Origin of the sequence: Roseateles chitinivorans (genome assembly GCF_050632145.1) — a bacterium.
GTDB classification, from domain to species: domain Bacteria; phylum Pseudomonadota; class Gammaproteobacteria; order Burkholderiales; family Burkholderiaceae_C; genus Roseateles; species Roseateles chitinivorans_B.
Genome location: NZ_CP192577.1, coordinates 3,894,813 through 3,914,369, shown reverse-complemented (window position 1 = coordinate 3,914,369; position 19,557 = coordinate 3,894,813). Strand labels below are relative to the sequence as shown.

General features: G+C 66.2%; 20 protein-coding genes and 2 pseudogenes. 5 read left to right on the top strand and 17 right to left on the bottom strand.

Features of this window, described 5'->3' with window-relative positions; all coding sequences use genetic code 11:
- Positions 1–113: 113 nt before the first annotated feature.
- From folP to ACQ86G_RS18035, 3 genes are all read right to left on the bottom strand, one after another.
- The gene (gene folP, locus ACQ86G_RS18045) at positions 114–962 is read right to left on the bottom strand and encodes a dihydropteroate synthase (protein WP_431261441.1); all 849 of its coding nucleotides are present in this window, start codon (positions 960–962) and stop codon (positions 114–116) included.
- Positions 963–1,174: 212 nt separating this feature from the next.
- Positions 1,175–3,079 (bottom strand): ATP-dependent zinc metalloprotease FtsH, encoded by a 1,905-nt coding sequence (gene ftsH, locus ACQ86G_RS18040; protein WP_431256611.1) that lies wholly within the window; start codon positions 3,077–3,079, stop codon positions 1,175–1,177.
- A 233-nt stretch (positions 3,080–3,312) separates the two neighbouring features.
- On the bottom strand, positions 3,313–3,987 hold the full coding sequence (locus ACQ86G_RS18035; RefSeq protein WP_431256610.1) for an RlmE family RNA methyltransferase: 675 nt from the start codon (positions 3,985–3,987) through the stop codon (positions 3,313–3,315).
- An 18-nt stretch (positions 3,988–4,005) separates the two neighbouring features.
- Here ACQ86G_RS18035 and ACQ86G_RS18030 point away from each other — a divergent pair, with 18 nt between their 5' ends.
- Positions 4,006–4,485: a YhbY family RNA-binding protein gene (locus ACQ86G_RS18030; protein ID WP_431256609.1), complete on the top strand. Its 480-nt coding sequence runs from the start codon at positions 4,006–4,008 to the stop codon at positions 4,483–4,485.
- 105 nt (positions 4,486–4,590) lie between these two features.
- On the opposite strand, the gene ACQ86G_RS18025 is transcribed toward ACQ86G_RS18030, so the two are convergent.
- The 5 genes and pseudogenes from ACQ86G_RS18025 to ACQ86G_RS18005 form a co-directional block, all read right to left on the bottom strand.
- Positions 4,591–5,028 (bottom strand): DUF4149 domain-containing protein, encoded by a 438-nt coding sequence (locus ACQ86G_RS18025; RefSeq protein ID WP_431256608.1) that lies wholly within the window; start codon positions 5,026–5,028, stop codon positions 4,591–4,593.
- Positions 5,029–5,039: 11 nt separating this feature from the next.
- On the bottom strand, positions 5,040–5,519 hold the full coding sequence (gene greA, locus ACQ86G_RS18020) for a transcription elongation factor GreA (protein WP_088406621.1): 480 nt from the start codon (positions 5,517–5,519) through the stop codon (positions 5,040–5,042).
- Between the two features lie 85 nt (positions 5,520–5,604).
- A pseudogene (gene carB / locus ACQ86G_RS18015) lies at positions 5,605–8,870 on the bottom strand (carbamoyl-phosphate synthase large subunit).
- An 18-nt stretch (positions 8,871–8,888) separates the two neighbouring features.
- Positions 8,889–10,016: a glutamine-hydrolyzing carbamoyl-phosphate synthase small subunit gene (gene carA / locus ACQ86G_RS18010; RefSeq protein WP_431261440.1), complete on the bottom strand. Its 1,128-nt coding sequence runs from the start codon at positions 10,014–10,016 to the stop codon at positions 8,889–8,891.
- Between the two features lie 492 nt (positions 10,017–10,508).
- On the bottom strand, positions 10,509–10,910 hold the full coding sequence (locus ACQ86G_RS18005) for a GlcG/HbpS family heme-binding protein (RefSeq protein WP_088406615.1): 402 nt from the start codon (positions 10,908–10,910) through the stop codon (positions 10,509–10,511).
- A 104-nt stretch (positions 10,911–11,014) separates the two neighbouring features.
- Here ACQ86G_RS18005 and ACQ86G_RS18000 point away from each other — a divergent pair, with 104 nt between their 5' ends.
- Positions 11,015–11,710: a Bax inhibitor-1/YccA family protein gene (locus ACQ86G_RS18000; RefSeq protein WP_431256607.1), complete on the top strand. Its 696-nt coding sequence runs from the start codon at positions 11,015–11,017 to the stop codon at positions 11,708–11,710.
- Between the two features lie 92 nt (positions 11,711–11,802).
- On the opposite strand, the gene ACQ86G_RS17995 is transcribed toward ACQ86G_RS18000, so the two are convergent.
- Entirely contained in the window at positions 11,803–12,204 is a 402-nt protein-coding gene (locus ACQ86G_RS17995; RefSeq protein WP_431256606.1) for a hypothetical protein, read from the bottom strand.
- On the bottom strand, positions 12,201–12,323 hold the full coding sequence (locus ACQ86G_RS17990; RefSeq protein ID WP_431256605.1) for a hypothetical protein: 123 nt from the start codon (positions 12,321–12,323) through the stop codon (positions 12,201–12,203). The genes ACQ86G_RS17995 and ACQ86G_RS17990 overlap by 4 nt, the downstream gene beginning before the upstream one ends.
- A gap of 335 nt (positions 12,324–12,658) precedes the next feature.
- On the opposite strand from ACQ86G_RS17990, the gene ACQ86G_RS17985 reads away from it, so the two are divergent.
- A complete protein-coding gene (locus ACQ86G_RS17985) occupies positions 12,659–12,880 on the top strand; it encodes a hypothetical protein (protein WP_431256604.1) in 222 nt (73 codons plus the stop codon).
- 137 nt (positions 12,881–13,017) lie between these two features.
- On the opposite strand, the pseudogene ACQ86G_RS17980 reads toward ACQ86G_RS17985, so the two are convergent.
- A pseudogene (locus tag ACQ86G_RS17980) lies at positions 13,018–14,213 on the bottom strand (MFS transporter).
- Positions 14,214–14,456: 243 nt separating this feature from the next.
- Here ACQ86G_RS17980 and ACQ86G_RS17975 point away from each other — a divergent pair.
- Together ACQ86G_RS17975 and ACQ86G_RS17970 are read left to right on the top strand one after the other, a co-directional pair.
- Complete coding sequence (locus ACQ86G_RS17975) at positions 14,457–14,936, top strand: carboxymuconolactone decarboxylase family protein (RefSeq protein WP_431256603.1); 480 nt, start codon at positions 14,457–14,459, stop codon at positions 14,934–14,936.
- Positions 14,937–15,154: 218 nt separating this feature from the next.
- Positions 15,155–15,370: a hypothetical protein gene (locus ACQ86G_RS17970; protein ID WP_431256602.1), complete on the top strand. Its 216-nt coding sequence runs from the start codon at positions 15,155–15,157 to the stop codon at positions 15,368–15,370.
- 362 nt (positions 15,371–15,732) lie between these two features.
- On the opposite strand, the gene ACQ86G_RS17965 is transcribed toward ACQ86G_RS17970, so the two are convergent.
- The 6 genes from ACQ86G_RS17965 to ACQ86G_RS17940 all read right to left on the bottom strand — a co-directional run bounded on the left by ACQ86G_RS17965 (position 15,733) and on the right by ACQ86G_RS17940 (position 19,556).
- The gene (locus ACQ86G_RS17965; RefSeq protein ID WP_431256601.1) at positions 15,733–16,281 is read right to left on the bottom strand and encodes a hypothetical protein; all 549 of its coding nucleotides are present in this window, start codon (positions 16,279–16,281) and stop codon (positions 15,733–15,735) included.
- 62 nt (positions 16,282–16,343) lie between these two features.
- Positions 16,344–16,505, bottom strand: a complete 162-nt coding sequence (locus ACQ86G_RS17960; protein ID WP_067270282.1) for a DUF1328 domain-containing protein — start codon at positions 16,503–16,505, stop codon at positions 16,344–16,346.
- Between the two features lie 267 nt (positions 16,506–16,772).
- Positions 16,773–17,483 carry a hypothetical protein gene (locus ACQ86G_RS17955; RefSeq protein WP_431256600.1) on the bottom strand — a complete coding sequence of 237 codons (711 nt, stop codon included), beginning with the start codon at positions 17,481–17,483 and terminating at the stop codon, positions 16,773–16,775.
- Between the two features lie 27 nt (positions 17,484–17,510).
- A complete protein-coding gene (locus tag ACQ86G_RS17950) occupies positions 17,511–18,170 on the bottom strand; it encodes an OmpA family protein (protein WP_431256599.1) in 660 nt (219 codons plus the stop codon).
- A 164-nt stretch (positions 18,171–18,334) separates the two neighbouring features.
- On the bottom strand, positions 18,335–18,604 hold the full coding sequence (locus tag ACQ86G_RS17945) for a hypothetical protein (RefSeq protein ID WP_431256598.1): 270 nt from the start codon (positions 18,602–18,604) through the stop codon (positions 18,335–18,337).
- A 187-nt stretch (positions 18,605–18,791) separates the two neighbouring features.
- Positions 18,792–19,556, bottom strand: a complete 765-nt coding sequence (locus ACQ86G_RS17940; protein ID WP_431256597.1) for an ankyrin repeat domain-containing protein — start codon at positions 19,554–19,556, stop codon at positions 18,792–18,794.
- Between the last annotated feature and the right edge of the window lies 1 nt (position 19,557).

Below are 19,557 nucleotides of genomic sequence, written 5' to 3'. Positions count from 1 at the left end.
TGTCGCCGATGCGGCGTTGGTCGCTGCTCGCCCACGAAGGGGGCACTCGATCGGGGGGCGCTGGAACCGCCCCGGCCGCCGGAGGGGCCGGTCGCACGCGGCCTGCGGGGCGCTCAGTCTTGCGAGGCGCCGAAGGCCTGCCAGACCTTGAGCGCGTCGACCGTCGGGCCGACGTCATGCACGCGCACGACGCGCGCCCCCAGCGCCACCGACGCCAAGGCCGCGCCGACACTGGCTGGCATGCGGTCATCGACCGCCTTGCCGGTCACGGCGCCGAGCGTCGACTTGCGCGACCAGCCGACGAGCAAGGGCCGCCCCAGCGCGAGCAGTTCACGCTGACGTCGCTGCAATTCGAGGTTGTGCTCGACCGTCTTCGCGAAACCGTACCCCGGATCCAGCGTGATCCGCTCGGCCGTCACGCCGACATCGATCAGATGGCCCATCCGCTCGCGCAGGAAATCAGCGACCTCCCCGACGATGTCACCATAGTCGGCCAGTTGTTGCATGCCCGCAGGTTGACCGCGCATGTGCATCAGGCAGATGCCGGCACTGCCATGATCGGCCAGCAGTCTGTCGGCACCTTCGTCGCGTAGCGCCTGCACGTCGTTGATGATGTCGACGCCCAGATCCAGCGCACGACGCATCACCTCGGTCTTGCAGGTGTCGACCGACACGGGGACGCCGAAATTCAGCGCTGCGCGCACGACCGGCTCCAGGCGCTTCCATTCCTCATCCGCCTCGAGGCGCGGAGCACCCGGGCGCGTCGATTCACCACCCAGATCCAGGATGTCGACGCCCTCGCCCAGCAGCCGTTCGCAGTAATTGATCGCGCTCAACGGATCGGTGAACTGGCCACCGTCGGAGAAGGAATCGGGCGTGACGTTGACGATGCCCATCACCAACGGTCGCTCCGCCAGATCAAGATCGAAACGGGTGGTCTGCCAGATCGAGGGAGAAGTCATGAACGGCTGGATGTCGAGAATGCGGCCCCGCGCTCGATTGCCAGGGACTGCCACGCCAAACGGGGAGTATGACGCAAGCCCGAAAGAACCTGCGATGCCGGTCGGAGTAGATCGCAAAAGCAGAAGGGCCGGTCGCAAGACCGGCCCTTCGAGGAAGCATCGAGCATCAGATGCCGTTGCGGCCCATCCGATGCCCCTCTGTGGTTCAGCCGTCAGGCCGCAGCCGGCGCGCTGCCCGTGCTGACTGCTGGCGTGCCGCCGCTGTCGGGCTTGTTGGCCGGCGGCGTCCAGTCCTTCGGAGGACGCGGCGGACGACCTTCCATGATGTCGTTGATCTGGTCGGCGTCGATGGTTTCCCACTCGAGCAGCGCCGTGGCCATCGCGTGCATCTTGTCCTTGTTGCCTTCGATCAGATCGCGGGCGGTCGTGTACTGCTCGTCGATGATCTTGCGGATCTCCTGATCGACCTTGCGCATCGTCTCTTCCGACATGTTGGTCGTCTTCGTGACCGATCGGCCCAGGAAGACTTCCCCTTCGTTGTCGGCGTAGACCATCGGGCCCAGCTCGTCGGTCATGCCGTAGCGGGTGACCATGTCGCGGGCGATGGCCGTGGCGCGCTCGAAGTCGTTGCTGGCGCCCGTCGTCATCTGGTTCATGAAGACTTCTTCAGCAATCCGGCCGCCGAACAGCACGGAGATCGTCGACAGCATGCGCTCCTTGTCCATGCTGTAACGGTCACCCTCGGGCAACTGCATCGTCACGCCCAGCGCGCGACCGCGCGGGATCACCGTCACCTTGTGGACCGGATCGGTCTTGGGCAACAGGCGCGCCACCAGCGCGTGGCCGGCTTCGTGGTACGCGGTGTTCTTGCGCTCTTCCTCGGGCATGACCATCGACTTCCGCTCGGGGCCCATCATGATCTTGTCCTTGGCCTTCTCGAAGTCCTGCATGTCGACGACCCGGCCATTGCGGCGGGCGGCGAACAGCGCGGCTTCGTTGACCAGGTTGGCCAGATCGGCGCCCGAGAAGCCCGGGGTGCCGCGCGCCAGGATGTCGGCACGCACGTCCTGGCCGACCGGCACCTTGCGCATGTGCACGTTCAGGATCTGCTCACGGCCGCGCACGTCCGGCAGCGTCACATAGACCTGGCGGTCGAAACGGCCCGGACGCAGCAGCGCCGGATCCAGGATGTCCGGACGGTTGGTCGCGGCCATCACGATGACGCCCAGGTTGGTGTCGAAGCCGTCCATCTCGACCAGCATCTGGTTGAGGGTCTGCTCGCGCTCGTCGTTGCCGCCACCCAGGCCGGCACCACGATGACGGCCGACCGCGTCGATTTCATCGACGAAGATGATGCAGGGCGCGCTCTTCTTGGCCTGCTCGAACATGTCGCGCACGCGGGCAGCGCCCACGCCGACGAACATCTCGACGAAGTCGGAGCCGGAGATCGTGAAGAACGGGACCTTCGCCTCGCCGGCGATGGCCTTGGCCAGCAGCGTCTTGCCAGTCCCCGGAGGGCCGACCAGCAGCACGCCGCGCGGAATGCGACCGCCCAGCTTCTGGAACTTCTGCGGGTCCTTCAGGAAGTCGACCAGCTCCTTGACCTCTTCCTTGGCCTCGTCGCAGCCGGCGACGTCGGCGAAGGTGGTCGAGTTGTTGGCCTCGTCGAGCATGCGCGCCTTCGACTTGCCGAAGCTGAACGCGCCGCCCTTGCCGCCACCCTGCATCTGGCGCATGAAATACACCCACACGGCGATCAGCAGGAGCATCGGGCCCCAGCTGAGCAGGATGTTCATCAGCACCGAGGGCTCTTCCCGCGGCTTGGCGTCGAACTTGACGCCGTTGTTGATCAGGTCACCGATCAGGCCGCGATCCATGTACGGGGCGGTCGTGCGCAGCTTGTTGCCATCGCTGGTCTGCGCCACGATTTCCGTCCCGGCCGGGGTTTCCTGCAGCGTGACCTGCTTGATGCGTTTCGCACGGACTTCATCGAGGAAGTCAGAGTAGACGATCGGATTCCCCTGGGTTGCGCTGCGATCGAACTGCTTGAAGACAGTGAACAGCACCAGGGCGATCACCATCCATACAGCCACTTTCGAGAACCACTGATTGTTCACCGCGACTCCTTTGTCATTCCATCACCGCACGCCCATGAATACAACCTCAGGCAGCGGACTTTCACGGCATATGGGGCGGATTCTAGGCCAGTCAAGTCCCCAGACCTGATTGGCATTCCCATACACCTCGATAGATATTGCCACGCGCCCCGCCGGCCGACCGGTCGAAGCACCCCTGACTTTGACGCCTCATCGGGTCTTCACCGCGCCGCCATGGCGCCTGCATCGCCTCTTCAGCGCCCTTTCAGCCCGATGCCGACGAGGAAGTTCTCCGCCGATCTTTCCCGCGACGCCTTCGGCTTGGCGGTCTTCACCCGCTTGAACTGGGCCCGGAAGGCGTGCACGAGCTGGTCGTACCCGCTGCCGTGGAACACCTTGGCAACCAGCGCGCCTTCCGGCTTCAGGTGTTGTTGGGAAAACTCCAGCGCGAGTTCGATCAGGTGCTCCATGCGTGCGGCGTCGGTGCTCTCGATGCCCGACAGGTTGGGCGCCATGTCCGAGACCACAAGATCCACCTTCCGGCCATCGAGCATCGATTCCAGCCGGGTCAGCACTTCCTGTTCGCGGAAGTCGCCCTGGACGAACTCGACGCCTTCGATCGGCTCGAAATCCAGCAGGTCCAGCGCGATGATGCGGCCGTTCAGTTCGCCTACCGCAGCGCCGCCCGCCCCCGCTTCCTTGGGTGCGAAACGGCGGCGCAGGTACTGGCTCCAGGCCCCCGGGCACGCGCCGAGGTCGACAACCAGTTGCCCCGGCCGGATCAGCTGGAACTCCTCGTCGATCTCCTTGAGCTTGTAGGCCGCACGGGAGCGATAGCCCTCTTTCTGGGCCAATTTGACGTAGGTGTCGTTGACGTGGTTGTTCAACCACGCCTTGTTCAGCTTCTTGCTTTTGGTATCGACTTTCATTGCACTGATAATAAGCAGATGCCTGCTATTCAATTGACCCCTGCCCAGCGCAAGGAAAAACGCGCCGACGCTCATCACCTGGACCCGGTGGTGATGATAGGCGGCGATGGCCTGACGGCCGCCGTCACCAAGGAGGTCGACCTCGCGCTGAAGTCCCACGGACTGATCAAGGTGCGCGTCATGTCCGACGACCGCGACGGCCGCGAAGCCATCCTGGCCACCCTGGCCGAGGAACTCGACGCCGCGCCCATCCAGCACATCGGCAAGCTGCTCGTCCTGTGGCGCCCGATGCCGGAGAAGGAAAAGGCCGCCTCCAAGGACGATGGCCGCTTGGCGCCCAAGGTCGTGAAGATCGTGAAGTTCTCGAAGAGCGGCAACAACCGCCCGCAGATCAAGAAGGTCACGGTGCTGGGCAACCAGCGCGTCACCTACGGCGGCGAAGTCAAGCGCGCGAAGAAGCCGCGCCAGACCAGCGTGAAGAAGTCCAGCCAAGGCTGAAGCGGCGACACGACGTCACCACGTTCCAGCATCAACGACAAGACGGCCCGCGGGCCGTCTTTCTTTGCCCTTGTGGCGGCTGCCCAGGTTGACACCGACGACGGGTCAGCGGGATGCCGGCCCGTTCACCCGCCAGGCCAGCGCCAGCACGGCGACGGCTCTCACGCCGAAGAGCCCCAGCGACACCGCATGCAATTGCAGGAAAGTCCAGCTCCCCTGCCCTTGCCGTGCGGCTTCCATCAGCGGCTGCAGCGCGTAGAAGCCGGCTGCCGTGCAGCCGATGGCCAGCAACGGCAGCCAGAAGTCCGCACTCATCGCCGAGCCGCGCACGACGCCGTCGCGGTGCAGGCGTCGCTCCATCAGGATCAGCAGCACGCCGGCCGCCAGCGCAACGCGGGCATCCATCTCGAACAACCGGGCGACGTACTTGCCGGCGGCGGTCCGATCGAGGGTCGCGAACGCATTCGGCGCCGCGAGCAGCGCCACCGCCAGCAACTCGCCGGCCCACAGCGTGGCCAGCAACGCACGGAGTCGCAGCAGCATCGCCCGACGCCTCAGATGTAGCGGACGTCGACGATCTCGTAGCGCTTGATGCCGCCTGGTGCGACCACTTCGGCGACATCGCCGGCCTCCTTGCCGATCAGCGCGCGCGCGATCGGGGAGCTGATCGAGATCAGGCCCTGCTTCAGGTCGGCTTCGTCGTCGCCGACGATCTGGTAGGTGACCTCGTTGCCGGACTCTTCCTCTTCGAGGTCGACCGTCGTGCCGAACACCACCTTGCCGCCGGCATTCACCGACGACGGATCGATCACCTGGGCCGAGGACAGCTTGCCTTCGATCTCCAGGATGCGGCCTTCGATGAAGCCCTGCTTGTCCTTGGCCGCTTCGTACTCGGCGTTTTCCGACAGGTCGCCTTGCGCGCGGGCTTCCGAGATCGCGTTGATCACGGCGTGCCGCTCGACCGTCTTCAGCCGATGCAGTTCTTCCTTGAGCTTCTCAGCGCCGCGCTTGGTCAATGGAATCGTCGTGGCCATGTCTCTAGAACCTTGAGTAACAAAACAAACCGCCGCTGCCGCTCAGGATCGCTGAGCAGCGGCGGCGGAATGGGATGAGCCAAGTTTAATGCAGTTCGGCGTGCAGTTCCTGCAGCGATTGCACCAGCAGGCCGTCCTTGTGCTTCATGCCTTCGACGGCAGCCTCGCAGCCGGCCATCGTCGTGTAGTAGGTCACCCGGTTGGCCAGCGCCGCCTGGCGGATGTGACGGCTGTCGGCGATGGCCGCGCGGGTCTCGTCGACGGTCGTGAACACCAGCTGGATGTCGCCACCCTTGATCATGTCGACGATGTGCGGACGACCGTCCTTGACCTTGTTGACGACGCGCACCGGGATGCCAGCGGCTTCGATCGCCGCGGCCGTGCCCTTGGTCGCCACCACGCCGAAGCCCAGCGCCGCCAGATCACGCGCCAGCGCGACGGCACGGTCCTTGTCGTTGTTCTTGACGGTGATCAGGACGTTGCCCTGACGCGGCAGGCGCGAGCCCGCGCCCAGCTGGCTCTTCAGCATCGCTTCGCCGAAGGTCCGGCCGGCGCCCATGACTTCGCCGGTCGAACGCATCTCCGGGCTGAGGATCGGATCCACGCCGGGGAACTTGTTGAACGGGAAGACGGCTTCCTTGACGCTGAAATACGGCGGCTGGATCTCGACCGGCGGCTTGCCGCCGGCGGCCTTCTGGTCCTTGAGCTTGACGCCGGCCATGCAGCGCGCGGCGATCTTGGCCAGCGGCTGGCTGGTCGCCTTGGACACGAACGGCACCGTGCGGGACGCGCGCGGATTCACCTCGAGCACGTAGACCGTGTTCTCGGACAGACCCTTCGTGACGTCGCCCTGGATCGCGAACTGCACGTTCATCAGGCCGACGACCTTCAGCGCCTTCGCCATCTCCGCGGTCTGGCGGCGCAGTTCGTCCTGCAGTTCCTTGGACAGCGTGTACGGCGGCAGCGAGCAGGCCGAGTCGCCGGAGTGGATGCCGGCGGCCTCGATGTGCTCCATGATGCCGCCCATCATCGTGTCTTCGCCGTCGCAGATGCAGTCGACGTCGACCTCGACCGCATCCTCCAGGAAGCGGTCCAGCAACACCGGCGACTTCTCGCTGACGCGCACGGCCTCGCGCATGTAGCGCTCCAGGTCCTTGTCGCCGTGCACGATCTCCATCGCGCGGCCGCCCAGCACGTAGCTGGGACGCACGACCAGCGGGTAGCCGATCTCGTTGGCCAGCGCGACGGCCTGGTCCTCGTTGCGCGCCGTGCGGTTGGGCGGCTGCTTCAGGCCCAGCTCATGCAGCAGCTTCTGGAAGCGCTCGCGGTCCTCGGCCATGTCGATCGAGTCCGGCGAGGTGCCGATGATGGGCACGCCGTTGGCTTCGAGGTCCAGCGCCAGCTTCAGGGCGTCTGGCCGCCGTACTGCACGATGACGCCGACCGGCTTCTCCTTGGCGACGATCTCCAGCACGTCCTCGAGCGTCACCGGCTCGAAGTACAGGCGGTCGGAGGTGTCGTAGTCGGTCGAGACCGTCTCCGGATTGCAGTTGACCATGATGGTCTCGTAGCCGTCCTCGCGCATCGCGAGTGCCGCATGGACGCAGCAGTAGTCGAACTCGATGCCCTGGCCGATGCGGTTCGGACCGCCGCCCAGCACCATGATCTTCTTCTTGTCGGTCGGGTTGGCCTCGCACTCCTCGTCGTACGTGGAGTACATGTAGGCCGTCTGCGTCGCGAACTCGGCGGCGCAGGTGTCGACGCGCTTGTAGACCGGACGCACGTTCAACGCGTGACGGGTCTTGCGCACCTCGTGCTGGTTGGTACCCAGCAGCTTGGCCAGGCGCTTGTCCGAGAAGCCCTTCTTCTTCAGCAGGCGCAGCTCGTCGACGCTCAGCGAAGCCAGCGTGCGGCCGCCCAGCGACAGCTCGATCTTGATCAGCTGTTCGATCTGGGCCAGGAACCACGGATCGATCTTCGTTTCCTCGAAGACCTCGTCCAGCGTCATGCCGATGCGGAAGGCGTCGCCCAGGAAGAGGATGCGCGACGGACCGGGTTCGCCGATCTCCTGCACGATCTCCTCGCGGTCGGTGCTGATCTCGGACAGGCCGTCGATGCCGGTCTCCAGGCCGCGCAGCGCCTTCTGGAACGATTCCTGGAAGTTGCGACCCATGGCCATCACTTCGCCGACCGACTTCATCTGCGTCGTCAGGCGCGAGTCGGCCATCGGGAACTTCTCGAAGGCGAAACGCGGGATCTTGGTGACGACGTAGTCGATGCTGGGCTCGAACGAGGCCGGCGTGATGCCGCCGGTGATGTCGTTCTTCAGTTCGTCGAGCGTGTAGCCGACGGCCAGCTTCGCGGCGATCTTGGCGATCGGGAAGCCGGTGGCCTTGGAGGCCAGCGCCGACGAACGCGACACGCGCGGGTTCATCTCGATCACGACCATGCGGCCGTCGACCGGGTTGATCGAGAACTGCACGTTCGAACCGCCGGTGTCGACGCCGATCTCGCGCAGGATCGCGATCGAGGCGTTGCGCAGCAGCTGGTATTCCTTGTCCGTCAGCGTCTGCGCCGGGGCCACGGTGATCGAGTCGCCGGTGTGGATGCCCATCGGATCCAGGTTCTCGATCGAGCACACGATGATGCAGTTGTCCGCCTTGTCGCGGACCACTTCCATCTCGTATTCCTTCCAGCCGATCAGCGACTCCTCGATGAGCAGCTCGTTCGTCGGCGAGAGGTCGAGACCGCGCTTGCAGATCTCCTCGAACTCTTCGGGGTTGTAGGCGATGCCGCCGCCGGTGCCGCCCAGCGTGAAGCTGGGGCGGATCACCATCGGGAAGCCCGCACCGCCGATCTCGGCGTGGATGCGCTTCTGCACCGACCACGCCTCTTCCAGCGAATGCGCGATGCCCGAGCGGGCCGACCCCAGCCCGATCTTGGTCATCGCGTCCTTGAACTTCAGACGGTCTTCGGCCTTCTCGATCGCGTGCTCGTTGGCACCGATCATCTCGACCTTGTACTTGTCCAGCACGCCGTGCTTGTGCAGGTCCAGCGCGCAGTTCAGCGCGGTCTGGCCGCCCATCGTCGGCAGGATCGCGTCAGGACGTTCCTTGGCGATGATCTTCTCGACCACCTGCCAGGTGATCGGCTCGATGTAGGTGACGTCCGCGGTGTCCGGGTCCGTCATGATCGTCGCCGGGTTGCTGTTCACCAGGATGACCTTGTAGCCCTCCTCGCGCAACGCCTTGCACGCCTGGGCGCCCGAGTAGTCGAACTCGCAGGCCTGGCCGATGATGATCGGACCGGCGCCGATGATGAGGATGCTTTTGATGTCAGAACGCTTGGGCATGAGTCGTCTCCCTCTTCATCAGGCCTTGGACATGAGACCGATGAAGCGGTCGAACAGATACGAGATGTCGTGCGGGCCGGGGCTCGCTTCCGGGTGACCCTGGAAGCAGAACGCGGGCTTGTCGGTGCGGGCCAGGCCCTGCAGCGTGCCGTCGAACAGGCTGACATGCGTCGCGCGCAGGTTGGACGGCAGCGTGTCGGGATCGACCGCGAAACCGTGGTTCTGGCTGGTGATGCTGACGCGGCCGTTGTCGAGGTCCTTCACCGGGTGGTTCGCGCCGTGGTGGCCGAACTTCATCTTGAAGGTCTTCGCGCCGGAGGCCAGCGCCATGATCTGGTGGCCCAGGCAGATGCCGAAGGTCGGGATGCCGGCCTCGATCAGCTGCGCGGTGGCCTTGATGGCGTAGTCGCAAGGCTCCGGGTCGCCGGGGCCGTTGGACAGGAACACGCCGTCCGGCTCGAGGTCGAAGACCTCCGAGGCCGGCGTCTGCGCCGGCACCACGGTAATGCGGCAGCCGCGCGAGGCCAGCATGCGCAGGATGTTGCTCTTGACGCCGAAGTCGTAGGCGACGACGTGGAACTTCGGGGCGGTCTGCTCGCCGTAGCCCTTGCCGAGCGTCCACTCGGTCTCGGTCCAGACTTCACGCTCGGTGCGGCTGACGACCTTCGCCAGGTCCAGGCCCGCCATGCTCGGCGCGCCCTTGGCCAGCGCGACCGCCTCGTCGATGTGCGCCTGGGTGATCTGCTCGCCGGCGTTCAACGCCAGGATGCAACCGTTCTGGGCGCCCTTCTCGCGCAGCACGCGCGTCAGGCGGCGCGTGTCCAGATCGGCGATGGCGACGGTGCCCTCGTCCTTCAGGTACTGGCGCAGCGTGCGGCCCTTGCGGAAGTTCGAGTCGAGGACCGGCGCCTCCTTGATGATCAGGCCTGCGGCAAAGATCTTCGACGCCTCGACGTCCTCGTCATTGACGCCATAGTTGCCGATGTGCGGATACGTCAGGGTGACGATCTGGCGGCAGTAGCTGGGGTCGGTGAGGATTTCTTGGTAGCCGGTGAGCGCGGTGTTGAACACCACCTCACCAACGGTCCGGCCGGCAGCGCCGAGCGCGGAACCCTTGAAGACCGTGCCGTCTGCCAGGGCAAGAATCGCGGGGGAGCGGAAAGCAGATCGGGCAGCACGGGAAACTCCGTTGTTGTGCGCGCGCCCGGCTCTGCTTCAGGGCCCTGGATTCGCCGCCGGCACGCGCCATGGACGGCTGGCGCGCGGGTGCGACCGGGTCTCCTGTGAGGGAGTCGATCCGAGTGGGATCCGATGCGATCGGGGGTGAAGTTTGCGGGACGCGGTTGGTTGCGGGTAAACCTGACGAGTATAACCCGTCGGGGTATTCACGGAGAAGATTTGCGCAAACGGTCATCAGGGGGACATGTGCTGGCAGCCCTTGACTACCCTCTTCGGCGCGCTTGGCCGCCAAGGCGCAAGGCTGTCAGACCTTCGGTCCTCCAGCGCTCGTCGGCGTCGTTCAGTCCACTGGACTGAACTCGGTCCGCCTCTCCCCGGACGCAAGGTCCGAAACCTCGCGCCTTGCCGTCCCCGATCGACCGTGGACTTCCACGGTCTGGGACCGAGGACGTCGTTGGCTCAACCCAGGGCGGCGATGCCGGCCTTGGCCACTTGCGCGTCTTCATTCGACTTCACGCCGCTGACGCCGACCGCGCCGACGCAGAAGCCTTCGACGAGCACCGGCACGCCACCTTCGAGCATCCCTTCCAGCGGGACGCTGAGGAACGCGTTGCGACCGTTGTTGACGATGTCCTCGTAGACCTTGGATTCGCGACGACCCAGCGCGGCCGTCTTGGCCTTTGCCGGGGCGATCACGGCCGACGTGGCCGCCGCGTTGTCCAGGCGCTGCAGCCACAGCAGATGTCCGCCATCGTCGACGATGGCGATGGTCACCGCCCAGTTGTTCTTCAGCGCCTCGGCTTCCGCGGCGGCGGCGATGCGCTTGACGTCGTCCAGGGTCAGGAAGGGCTTCTGTTTCATCTGCGGCCTCGTCGGATCATTGAAGGAAAGACGATCACTTTAACGAAGCCTTAAGGCCCGCGCCTACAATCGACAGCAACTCTCACTTCATGGGGCGCACGCACATGAACGATCGCATCATCGACCTCAACACCGGCGGCTTCGGCTCGTCGCTGTCCGCCGACCGCCAGCGCGTCCTGCGCAACACCTATGCGCTGCTTGCGCTGTCGTTGATCCCGACCGTGCTCGGCGCCTGGATCGGCGTGAGCACCGGGTTCCTCGCCGCCATGGGGACCGGCGCGAGCATGATCCTGTTCTTCGTCGGCGCGTTCGGGCTGATGTTCCTGGTCGAGAAGACCAAGAACTCCGCCGCCGGCGTCGCCTCGCTGCTCGCCTTCACCTTCTTCATGGGCCTGATGCTGTCGCGCCTGCTGGCCACGATCCTGGGCTTCAAGAACGGCGGCACGCTGATCATGACGGCCTTCGGCGGCACCGCCGGCATCTTCTTCGCGATGGCGTCGCTGGCGACCGTGGTCAAGCGCGACCTCTCCGGCCTGCAGAAGTTCCTGTTCGTCGGCGCCGTGATCGCGATGATCGCCGGCATCGCCAACGTCTTCCTGCAGTCCACCGGCGTGCATCTGGCGCTGCTGGTCGCCGTGCTGGGGATCTTCTCGGCTTTCATGCTGGTCGACGTCAAGCGCGTCATCGACGGCGGCGAGACCAACTACATCAGCGCGACGCTGAACATCTACCTGGACCTGTACAACGTGTTCACCGCGCTGCTGCAGCTGCTGGGCATCTTCGGCGGCGATCGCGACTGACCATCAGCCCAACCGCAAACAGCAACGCCTCGGATCCCCGAGGCGTTTTTCATGGGGCGGCGCGAACCGCTGACGCCGGATTCAGACCGGGGTCAATGACCAGGCTTGCCCTGAGCCTTGTCCAGTTCCGGCTGCGCGCTGGATGCAGCCTCGGCGCCGTCGGCGGTGCCCACCTCATCCGGACGGTGCGTCACGACAGGCTTGATGGCGCCGGTGCCGATGAAACGCGCGTATTCGCTGCGCGGCATGAGGGCGCTCAACCTCGAGTCGCCATCCTCCCAGCCCAGCGTCACGTCGTGTTCGTTGATCTCGACCTGCACGGCACCGGGACGGATGGCCATCATCGGACCGTCGCCGGTCCGGTAGGTCACCTCGCCGCAGACGAAGGCGGATTGGCTCAGCCGTTGCTCGTCGCCGGATTGGCGTTCAACGGAAGGATCGACCGTGGAAGCGTCGGCGGGATGCTCGGGCGGCAGTGGGGGTCGGGCGCTCATGGAAGGTCCTCCTGGGAGTCATCCCGCGGCAGTTCATCGAGCCATTGCCACATGCGCACGGCCAACGCGGTGGCGGTGCAGGTGGCCAACGTCATCAGCATGAGCATGTTGTCGTCCATGGTGGCCTCGAACCGGAGCGGGATCGGGTTGCGATGAAGCATGGTCGCCGCCGCCGGGCCGCTGGCGAAGCGGCGCCCACCGCGACGCGCTGTAGGTGCTGTCCCACAGCAATCGCCGGACCCGCGCCGTACTGCAAATGTGTGTGAAGTCCTGGGCGAACACTGACCGCACCGTCAACGCCGTCCGACGCACTTCCGTTGTGCCCACAAGCTGTAGGACGACGCCGGACACGGGCCACCTCCCCGCACCGACATCGCACACCGAGCTGCGCTTATGGGAAGCACTCGGCCCAGCGCCGATAGTGAAAGCAAAGGAACTCACCAGGAGAACCCAAATGAGCCTCCAGATCGCCGCAGACGCCGCCGCGTCCCAGTTCGAGATCCGCTTCGAATCCATCTTCGACGCCGGTCGTGCGATGTCCTTCCCGTGCGACCCGCAAGGCCATGTCGATCTGGACAGCCTCCCGGCACGGGCCCGCAACAACTACCTGTTCGCCCGGGCCATGGTCGGCAAGGATTACCTCCCGCCCGCCGTGCGCGGTCGCAACAGCCACTGAACGCCGCGCCAAGGCCCGTCGGGGCCTGCGACGGGCGCACCGTTTGCCGGACCAGGGCTGCATCCTCCCTGTTGCCGCGCTGCACCCTTCGGGTCGGCGCGGCTCTTTTTCAGACGCGCGGTATCGCGGGCATCGCGTCAGCGGGTGACGGCAGGCGTCGCCTCCTCGAAGCGGTCGACGGTGCGCAGCGGCTTGAACAAGGCGGCCCAAGCCGCCACCACACCCAGCGTGCACACGGCACCGGTCACGGCCGCAGGCACCGCACCCAGCGCCGCGGCCGCGCTGCCGGCCCGGAATTCCCCAGTTCGTTGGAAGACCCGATGAACAGCATGTTCACCGCATTGACGCGCCCCCGCATCTCGTCCGGGGTCGAGAACTGCACCAGCGCGCCCCGGATGTAGACGCTGACCATGTCCGCCGCGCCGGCGATCGCCAGGGCCGCGAACGACAGCCAGAAGGTCGTGGACAGCGAGAACACCAGGTTGGCCAGACCGAACACCGCAACCGCCGCGAACATCGTCTTCCCGACATGACGATTGAACGGGCGCAGGCTCAGGTAGAAGCCGGCGGTGACCTCGCCCACCGCCATCGCGCTGCGCAATGCGCCGAGGCCTTCCGGGCCGGCATGCAGCACCTCATGGGCGTAGATCGGCAACAGTGCGACGACGCCGCCCAGCAGGACCGCGAACAGGTCCAGCGAGATCGTGCCCAGGATGATGGGCCGCGAGCGGATGAAATGGATGCCGGCGCCGAAGCGCTGCCAGATGTTCCCGCCCGCGGGCGAAGGCGGCGCGGCAAAGCGCACCGGCACGGCGCCGATCAGCAGCGCCGTGCCCAGCGCGAAGCCGGCCAGGCAGACGAGATAGGTCAGGCCCGACCCGCCGAAGCCGTACAGGAGCCCGCCCAGGAAGGGCCCGCCGATGCTGGCCACCCGCATCAGCATGCTGTTGGCGGCGATCGCCTGCGCCAGCTGCTCGCGCGGCACGATCTGCGGCAGCAGGCTCTGCAAGGCCGGACCCGAGAAGGCCCGCGCACAGCCGAACAGCACCAGCACGGCATAGATGCCGGCCACGCCCGCGTGACCGTGACCGGACAGCCACCACAACGCCATGCTGCAGCTCGCGCTGACGGCCCAGCTGATCGCCAGGATCGGCTTGCGGCTGAAGCGGTCGATCAGATCGCCGGCCGGCAGCAACAACAGCAGCATCGGGATGAACTGCGCGAGGCCGACATAGGCGAGCGCCAACGGTTCGCGGGTCAGGTCATAGACCTGCCAGGCGACCACCACCGCCTGGATCTGTCCGGCGAACACCGCCGCGAGGCGGCAGATCAGGAACGCGGTGAAGCCGGGATGGCGGAAGACGCTGGTCCTGGGGCCGGCGCGGCGCCGGAGGACGGGGAGGACGGTGGAGCAGGAGCAGTCACGGCGCGATGTGTTCAAGGCCTTCTTGGCGGGCGCCGGCCAGTTTAGCGAGGCCGCCCGCACGCTTGGGCGCAGGGCGATGTCACAAGTGCGGGGGCTGCGTCGTCTTGTAGGTAGCTGTCCCTCACTGTCCCTACCCATCACGGAGTCCCCATGAGCCAACGCCTGAACTACCTGCAGCAATCGCCCGCCGCCTTCAAGAAACTGGTCGAGCTGTCCATGACCCTGAAGGAAGGCGGCCTCGAGCATGGCCTGCAGTTCCTGGTCGAGATCCGCGCCTCGCAGCTCAACGGCTGCGCGTTCTGCCTGGACATGCACATCAAGCAGGCCGTCATCGGCGGCGAACGGCCGCTGCGGCTGCACCACGTCGCCATCTGGCGCGAGTCGCCGCTGTTCTCCGCCCGCGAGCGCGCCGCGTTGCTGTGGACCGAGGCGCTCACGCGCATCCCGGAGGACGGCGTGTCCGATGCCGTGTACGCCGAGGTCCGCGAGCATTTCAGCGAAAAGGAACTCTCCGACCTGACCTGGCTCGTGTCGTCGATCAATGCCTGGAACCGCCTCAATGTCGCGTTCCGCAACGTGCCTGGATCGCAGGACAAAGCCTTCGGATTGGACAAGGCCGGATTGGTCTGATCCTCCATTTCAGCCATCGCCCCACCTAGACCTGCCGGCTTGCATGCCTCTGCAATCAGGGCAGGCCATAGGACGTTCCCCGAGGAATTCCGACCATGAGCGCTTCGCTTCATGTCGAAGCCTGCTCACGGAGTTCCTCGATGACGTCTTCCCTTCGGACCCTTCCCCTCTCCCTCCCCCTTTCCCGGTTGCTTCCCCGCTACGGTCGATCCTTCGTCATGGCGCCGCTGCTGTTCGGCGCCCTGGTGCTGACCGGGTGCGGCGGCGGCGGCAGCGATGAACCGGATGCCGACATCGACGCCCAGACACCCACGGCCGCGTCGGCCGCCCCGTCACGACCGCTGCCGCGGATCAAGATCGGCAACGAGATCAGCGACTCCGAAGCGCTGCAGGCAGACCGCCGCCTCGGCGACGAGGTGCATCGTGTTCCATGAAATCCCGACAAGGACGAGGAGCGTCGGCAGCTTCGTCGGCAGAGCCCTGCTCATCGTCCTGGCCTCCGGCGTCGGCGCAATGATCCTCACGGCTCCGGTCTGGTCCGAGGAGACCGCCTCTGCAGCCTCGCCCCCGGCAGCGACGTTCTGCGACTCGGCCTCTTGATCGACTGTCATCCCGCCAGATCGAGAAGGCTCCACCCCAAAGAAAACGGCGCCCCGAGGGGCGCCGTTGCAGTTGGTGTCGACAGGGGGATCCGGACGATGTTCGAGTTGTGGGTCCGGATCCGCCGGTGCAACGTCAGGCGTGAACGACATCGGATCGAACGCGCCCCCACCGGGGTTGAATCGTCTCCGGCCGGTCAGCGCTGGTTGTAGCGCGCCTTGGCCGAGTTCACGCACACGTCCTTGGCATCGCCGGACAGGGTGTTGCACTTCTCGGAAGCCAGCTTGTAGTCGGCCTTCACGCGGGTTTCCTCTGCGTCATCGACCGCCGCAGCCACCTTCTTGTTCATCTTCAGCTCGGCCTTGGCCTTCTCGTACGACGTCTTGGCCTCGCGCTGGCACACGTCCTTCGCTTCACCCGAACGGTCGTCGCAGCGTTCCTTGGCCACGTCGTAGCGCGCTTCATAGCGGGCCTCGATCAGCTTGGCTTCGTCCTTGGCGTTGCCGCTGTAGTTGTACTCGAGCTGGGCCAGCGCCACGTCTTCGCGGCCCTTGGCCTCCTTGACGCAGATGTCCTTGGCGTTGCCCGACAGCTGATCGCACGCATCCTTGTCGACCTTGTAGGTCTTCTTGATGTCGTCCTTGGCACCGTCGTAGACCGACTTGGAGAAATTGGCGGCGTTCGCCATGCCGGCGCACAGGCTCAGGGCGGCGGCGATCAGTGCGGTGGTTGCGGGCTTGTTCATGGTCATCCTTTGCTTGTTTTTGGAGGGAGGCAGTGAAGCTGTCGACGGAAAGTCCGGCGACGTCACTTTCGCAGCAGGCTCATCACGAAAGTGACGACGGCCATGATCACGAAGACGAAGAAAAGGATCTTCGCGATGCTCGCGGCGCCGGCGGCGATGCCGCCAAAGCCGAACAGCGCGGCGATCAAGGCAATGACGAAAAAGACGACGGCGTAGTGCAGCATCTCGGTTCTCCTGCGCGGCACCGTGCCGCGATGAATGAACTGTAGGGACAGGCGGGGCCGCCCCAGGCAGTCCCGCACCGCGAGCGTGCGTCGGAGCCGCAACCGACGCGCTGTAGGAGAGGACCTACCGGTCGAGGAACCCCTGCCGAAGGGGAGATTGAGGGGGATTGATCCGCGCAGTCGGCGACGGATGCCAACGAAAAAGCCGGCTGACGCCGGCTTTCCTGGAGTGGGGACGAGGACGACGAGGTCGCTGAGACGACCGCCTCACCAGATCTTCTGGAAAGTCACCCCGACGCGCCCGCCCCGTGGGCGGAAGGTCAGCGACGACTGCCCGCTGAGTTCCATCTTGAAGCCTTTGCGGAGATCCGCGTAGGGCTTGCGGCTGTTGAACGCGAGGCCGACGCGCACCTGGCGCTGATCCCGGTTGTTGAGCCCTGGCACGTTGAGGTCGTCGATCTGCGCACGCTGCGCGTCGACCAACGGCGTCTGGACGAAGGCATGGGAACGCGGCCCCGTCGGCATCGCCAACCCGACCAGCACACCGGCATCCCCCGCCGCGCCGGGACGCAGGTTCTGGTAAGGCGTCGCGTACAAGCCGCCGCCGACCGCGGCGCCCCGCTGCTCCACCCCCACGCCCAGTCGAAGCCCGCTGCCGGACAAGGGCTTGGCCCAGAGCATCGTCTGCGTGGCCTGCGGCGCCCGGCCGTACCAACCAGCGGCTCCGGCGGATTGGTTGGCCGTGGCCAACGGTTCAGCGGCGCTCTGGGTCACCGTGTAGCGGGCGCCCGACGAGGCATCGCGCAAGGATGGCTGGCGCGTGCGCTCCGCCAGATTCCGTCCTGACAACTCGACATGATCGTCGAGCGAACTCGGCGCGGCATCGACGGCGGGTACGGCCTGGGCGAGCGAGGCCAGCGAGAGGGTCGCCGGCATCAATGCGGCGCGGAGGAGGTTCCGGGGGCAGAAGGCATTCATGACTCAACTCCCGTTCTTGATGACAACTTAGGACGCGGGTTGCGACAGGAAAATCTCGATCCGACGATTGGCGGCCCGTCCGGCCTCGGTGGCATTGCTGGCCACCGGCTGACGTCCGCCGCGGCCCTCCACCAGCAACCGGCCACGCCGGACGCCGTGATGGACCAGATACTCACGCACGGCTTCCGCACGATCAAGCGACAGCGGACCGTTGATCGCGTCGCCGGCCGAACTGTCGGTATGGCCGACCACGGTCACACGGACCGCGTCGTCGAGGTTGCGGCTGACCTCGTCGAGCACCGGCCGCAGTGCCGGCTTCAGTTCGGAACGGCCGATGTCAAAGGAGAAATCGGCGGGCACGCTCAGCTTGAGCTGGTTGTCCGCAGTACGGGCAACGCTGATGCCTGCACCGGCGCCCGCCTGGACAAGGGCCTGGCGGCGCTCTTCCATCTGCGGCGACCAGAGGTTGCCGCCAAGGACGGAGGGAGCGGCAGCCGGCGCGGTACCGGTCACGGCGCCTTGGGGACTGCCGGCGGTGCCCTGCATCGAGCCGCAGCCACCCAGCATCAGCAGCAACGCCACCGACAGTACCGGCAGGCTCATCGCCGCCATCAGCCGCCAGCGGCTGTCGACGGAGACGCGCGAGGCGTCGGCGGCGTGGACGGTGAGGACGAGGGGGCGGCGCATGACAGTCTCCAGGGCGGCTGTGGGGCTTGGTCACACGATAAATCGACCTTGCTGAGCGTCATGCTAGGGAGATTGCGGGGCGGCAGGTGTAGTCGGCTGTCGGAAGCGCAAGTCAGACTGGACTGACAAACCGAACGGCCACCGGATCCTTGCCCCGGCAGTGATCAGGCGCTCAGCGGGGCGCCGGCCGACGTGTCGTCGTCCAGCGGGAGCAGGTCGGCTTCGGACAGTTCGGCGGCATCGACTTCCTCGTCGAAGGCGGCCTGGCCGTCGGCACCGACGTGCGCGATCAGCGGCTTGTCCAGCGGACGGTAGATGCGGCTGCGCAGACGGGACAGACGCTCGGAGGTCGCGACTTCATGGGCGACACGCTCGGGATCCAGCAGCATCGCGAACGGGTTGGCGACGAAGAACTCTTGGGTCGTGGTCTGCATGTCGGTCTCCAGGGGATTCAGTCCATTCCGGGGGGCGGCTCGCGAGTGCGGCTTGCGAGGCCCCGAGGGCGGCACCGACACCGTGTCGGCATGGAATGAACTGTAGGGACCGACCCGTCCCGCCGACAGTGGGCGGCGGGCCAAACCGCGTGTCAGACGGATTCCTAGGGGGTTGCCAGCAGCCGCCTCACGGCGACGTGCGCGGGCGTGACGGATGTCGCGCCCGGGCCAGCCTGTCGAGCTTCTCGGCCATCTCGTCCTGGCCGGCACGGCGGGCGAAGTCGGCCGCCGTCATCTGGTGATCATTGCTCAGCGAGGCATCCGCCCCCGCGGCGATCAGCACCTCGGCGCCGCTGAGCCCTCCGTAACCGGCCGCCATCATCAGCGGCGTCGTGCCGTTGGCCGAGCGGGCGTCGATGTCGGCGCCCTGCTCCACCAGCCAGCGCACCACGTGTTCGTTGGGACCGGCGGCCGCGTAATGCAGCGCCGACCAGCCCGGCTCGTTGACGAAGGCGCCCCGCTTCACGAGTTCCTTGGCCCAGTCCAGCTGGCCCTTGAGCGCGGCGAGCATCAGCGGCGTCTCGCCGGCCTGGTTGATCGCGCTGACGTCGGTGCCGGGGCTCTTGAGCAGCGTCTCGAAGGCCTTGCCGGATTCCTCGCGGATCGCCACGTGCAGCGCGGTATTGCCCTGCGCGTCGCGGACGTTCGGATCGACGCCCGCCAGCAGCAGTTTCATCACGGTGCTCGCATGGTCGTTGCGGGCGGCGACATGCAGCTCGGGCACTGCCGCGGTGTCGGACGACGCCGTCGGCGCCTGCGATCCGAATCGTCCCTGCGCCAGGGCCGCCGTGACGGGCATTGCCGCCAGCATCAGGCCGGCGAGCGCTCCTCCCACGGCGAACGCAACCCGAACCTTCAGGGCCGGGGCCTTCGGGGGCGAACCGGCGGTCATG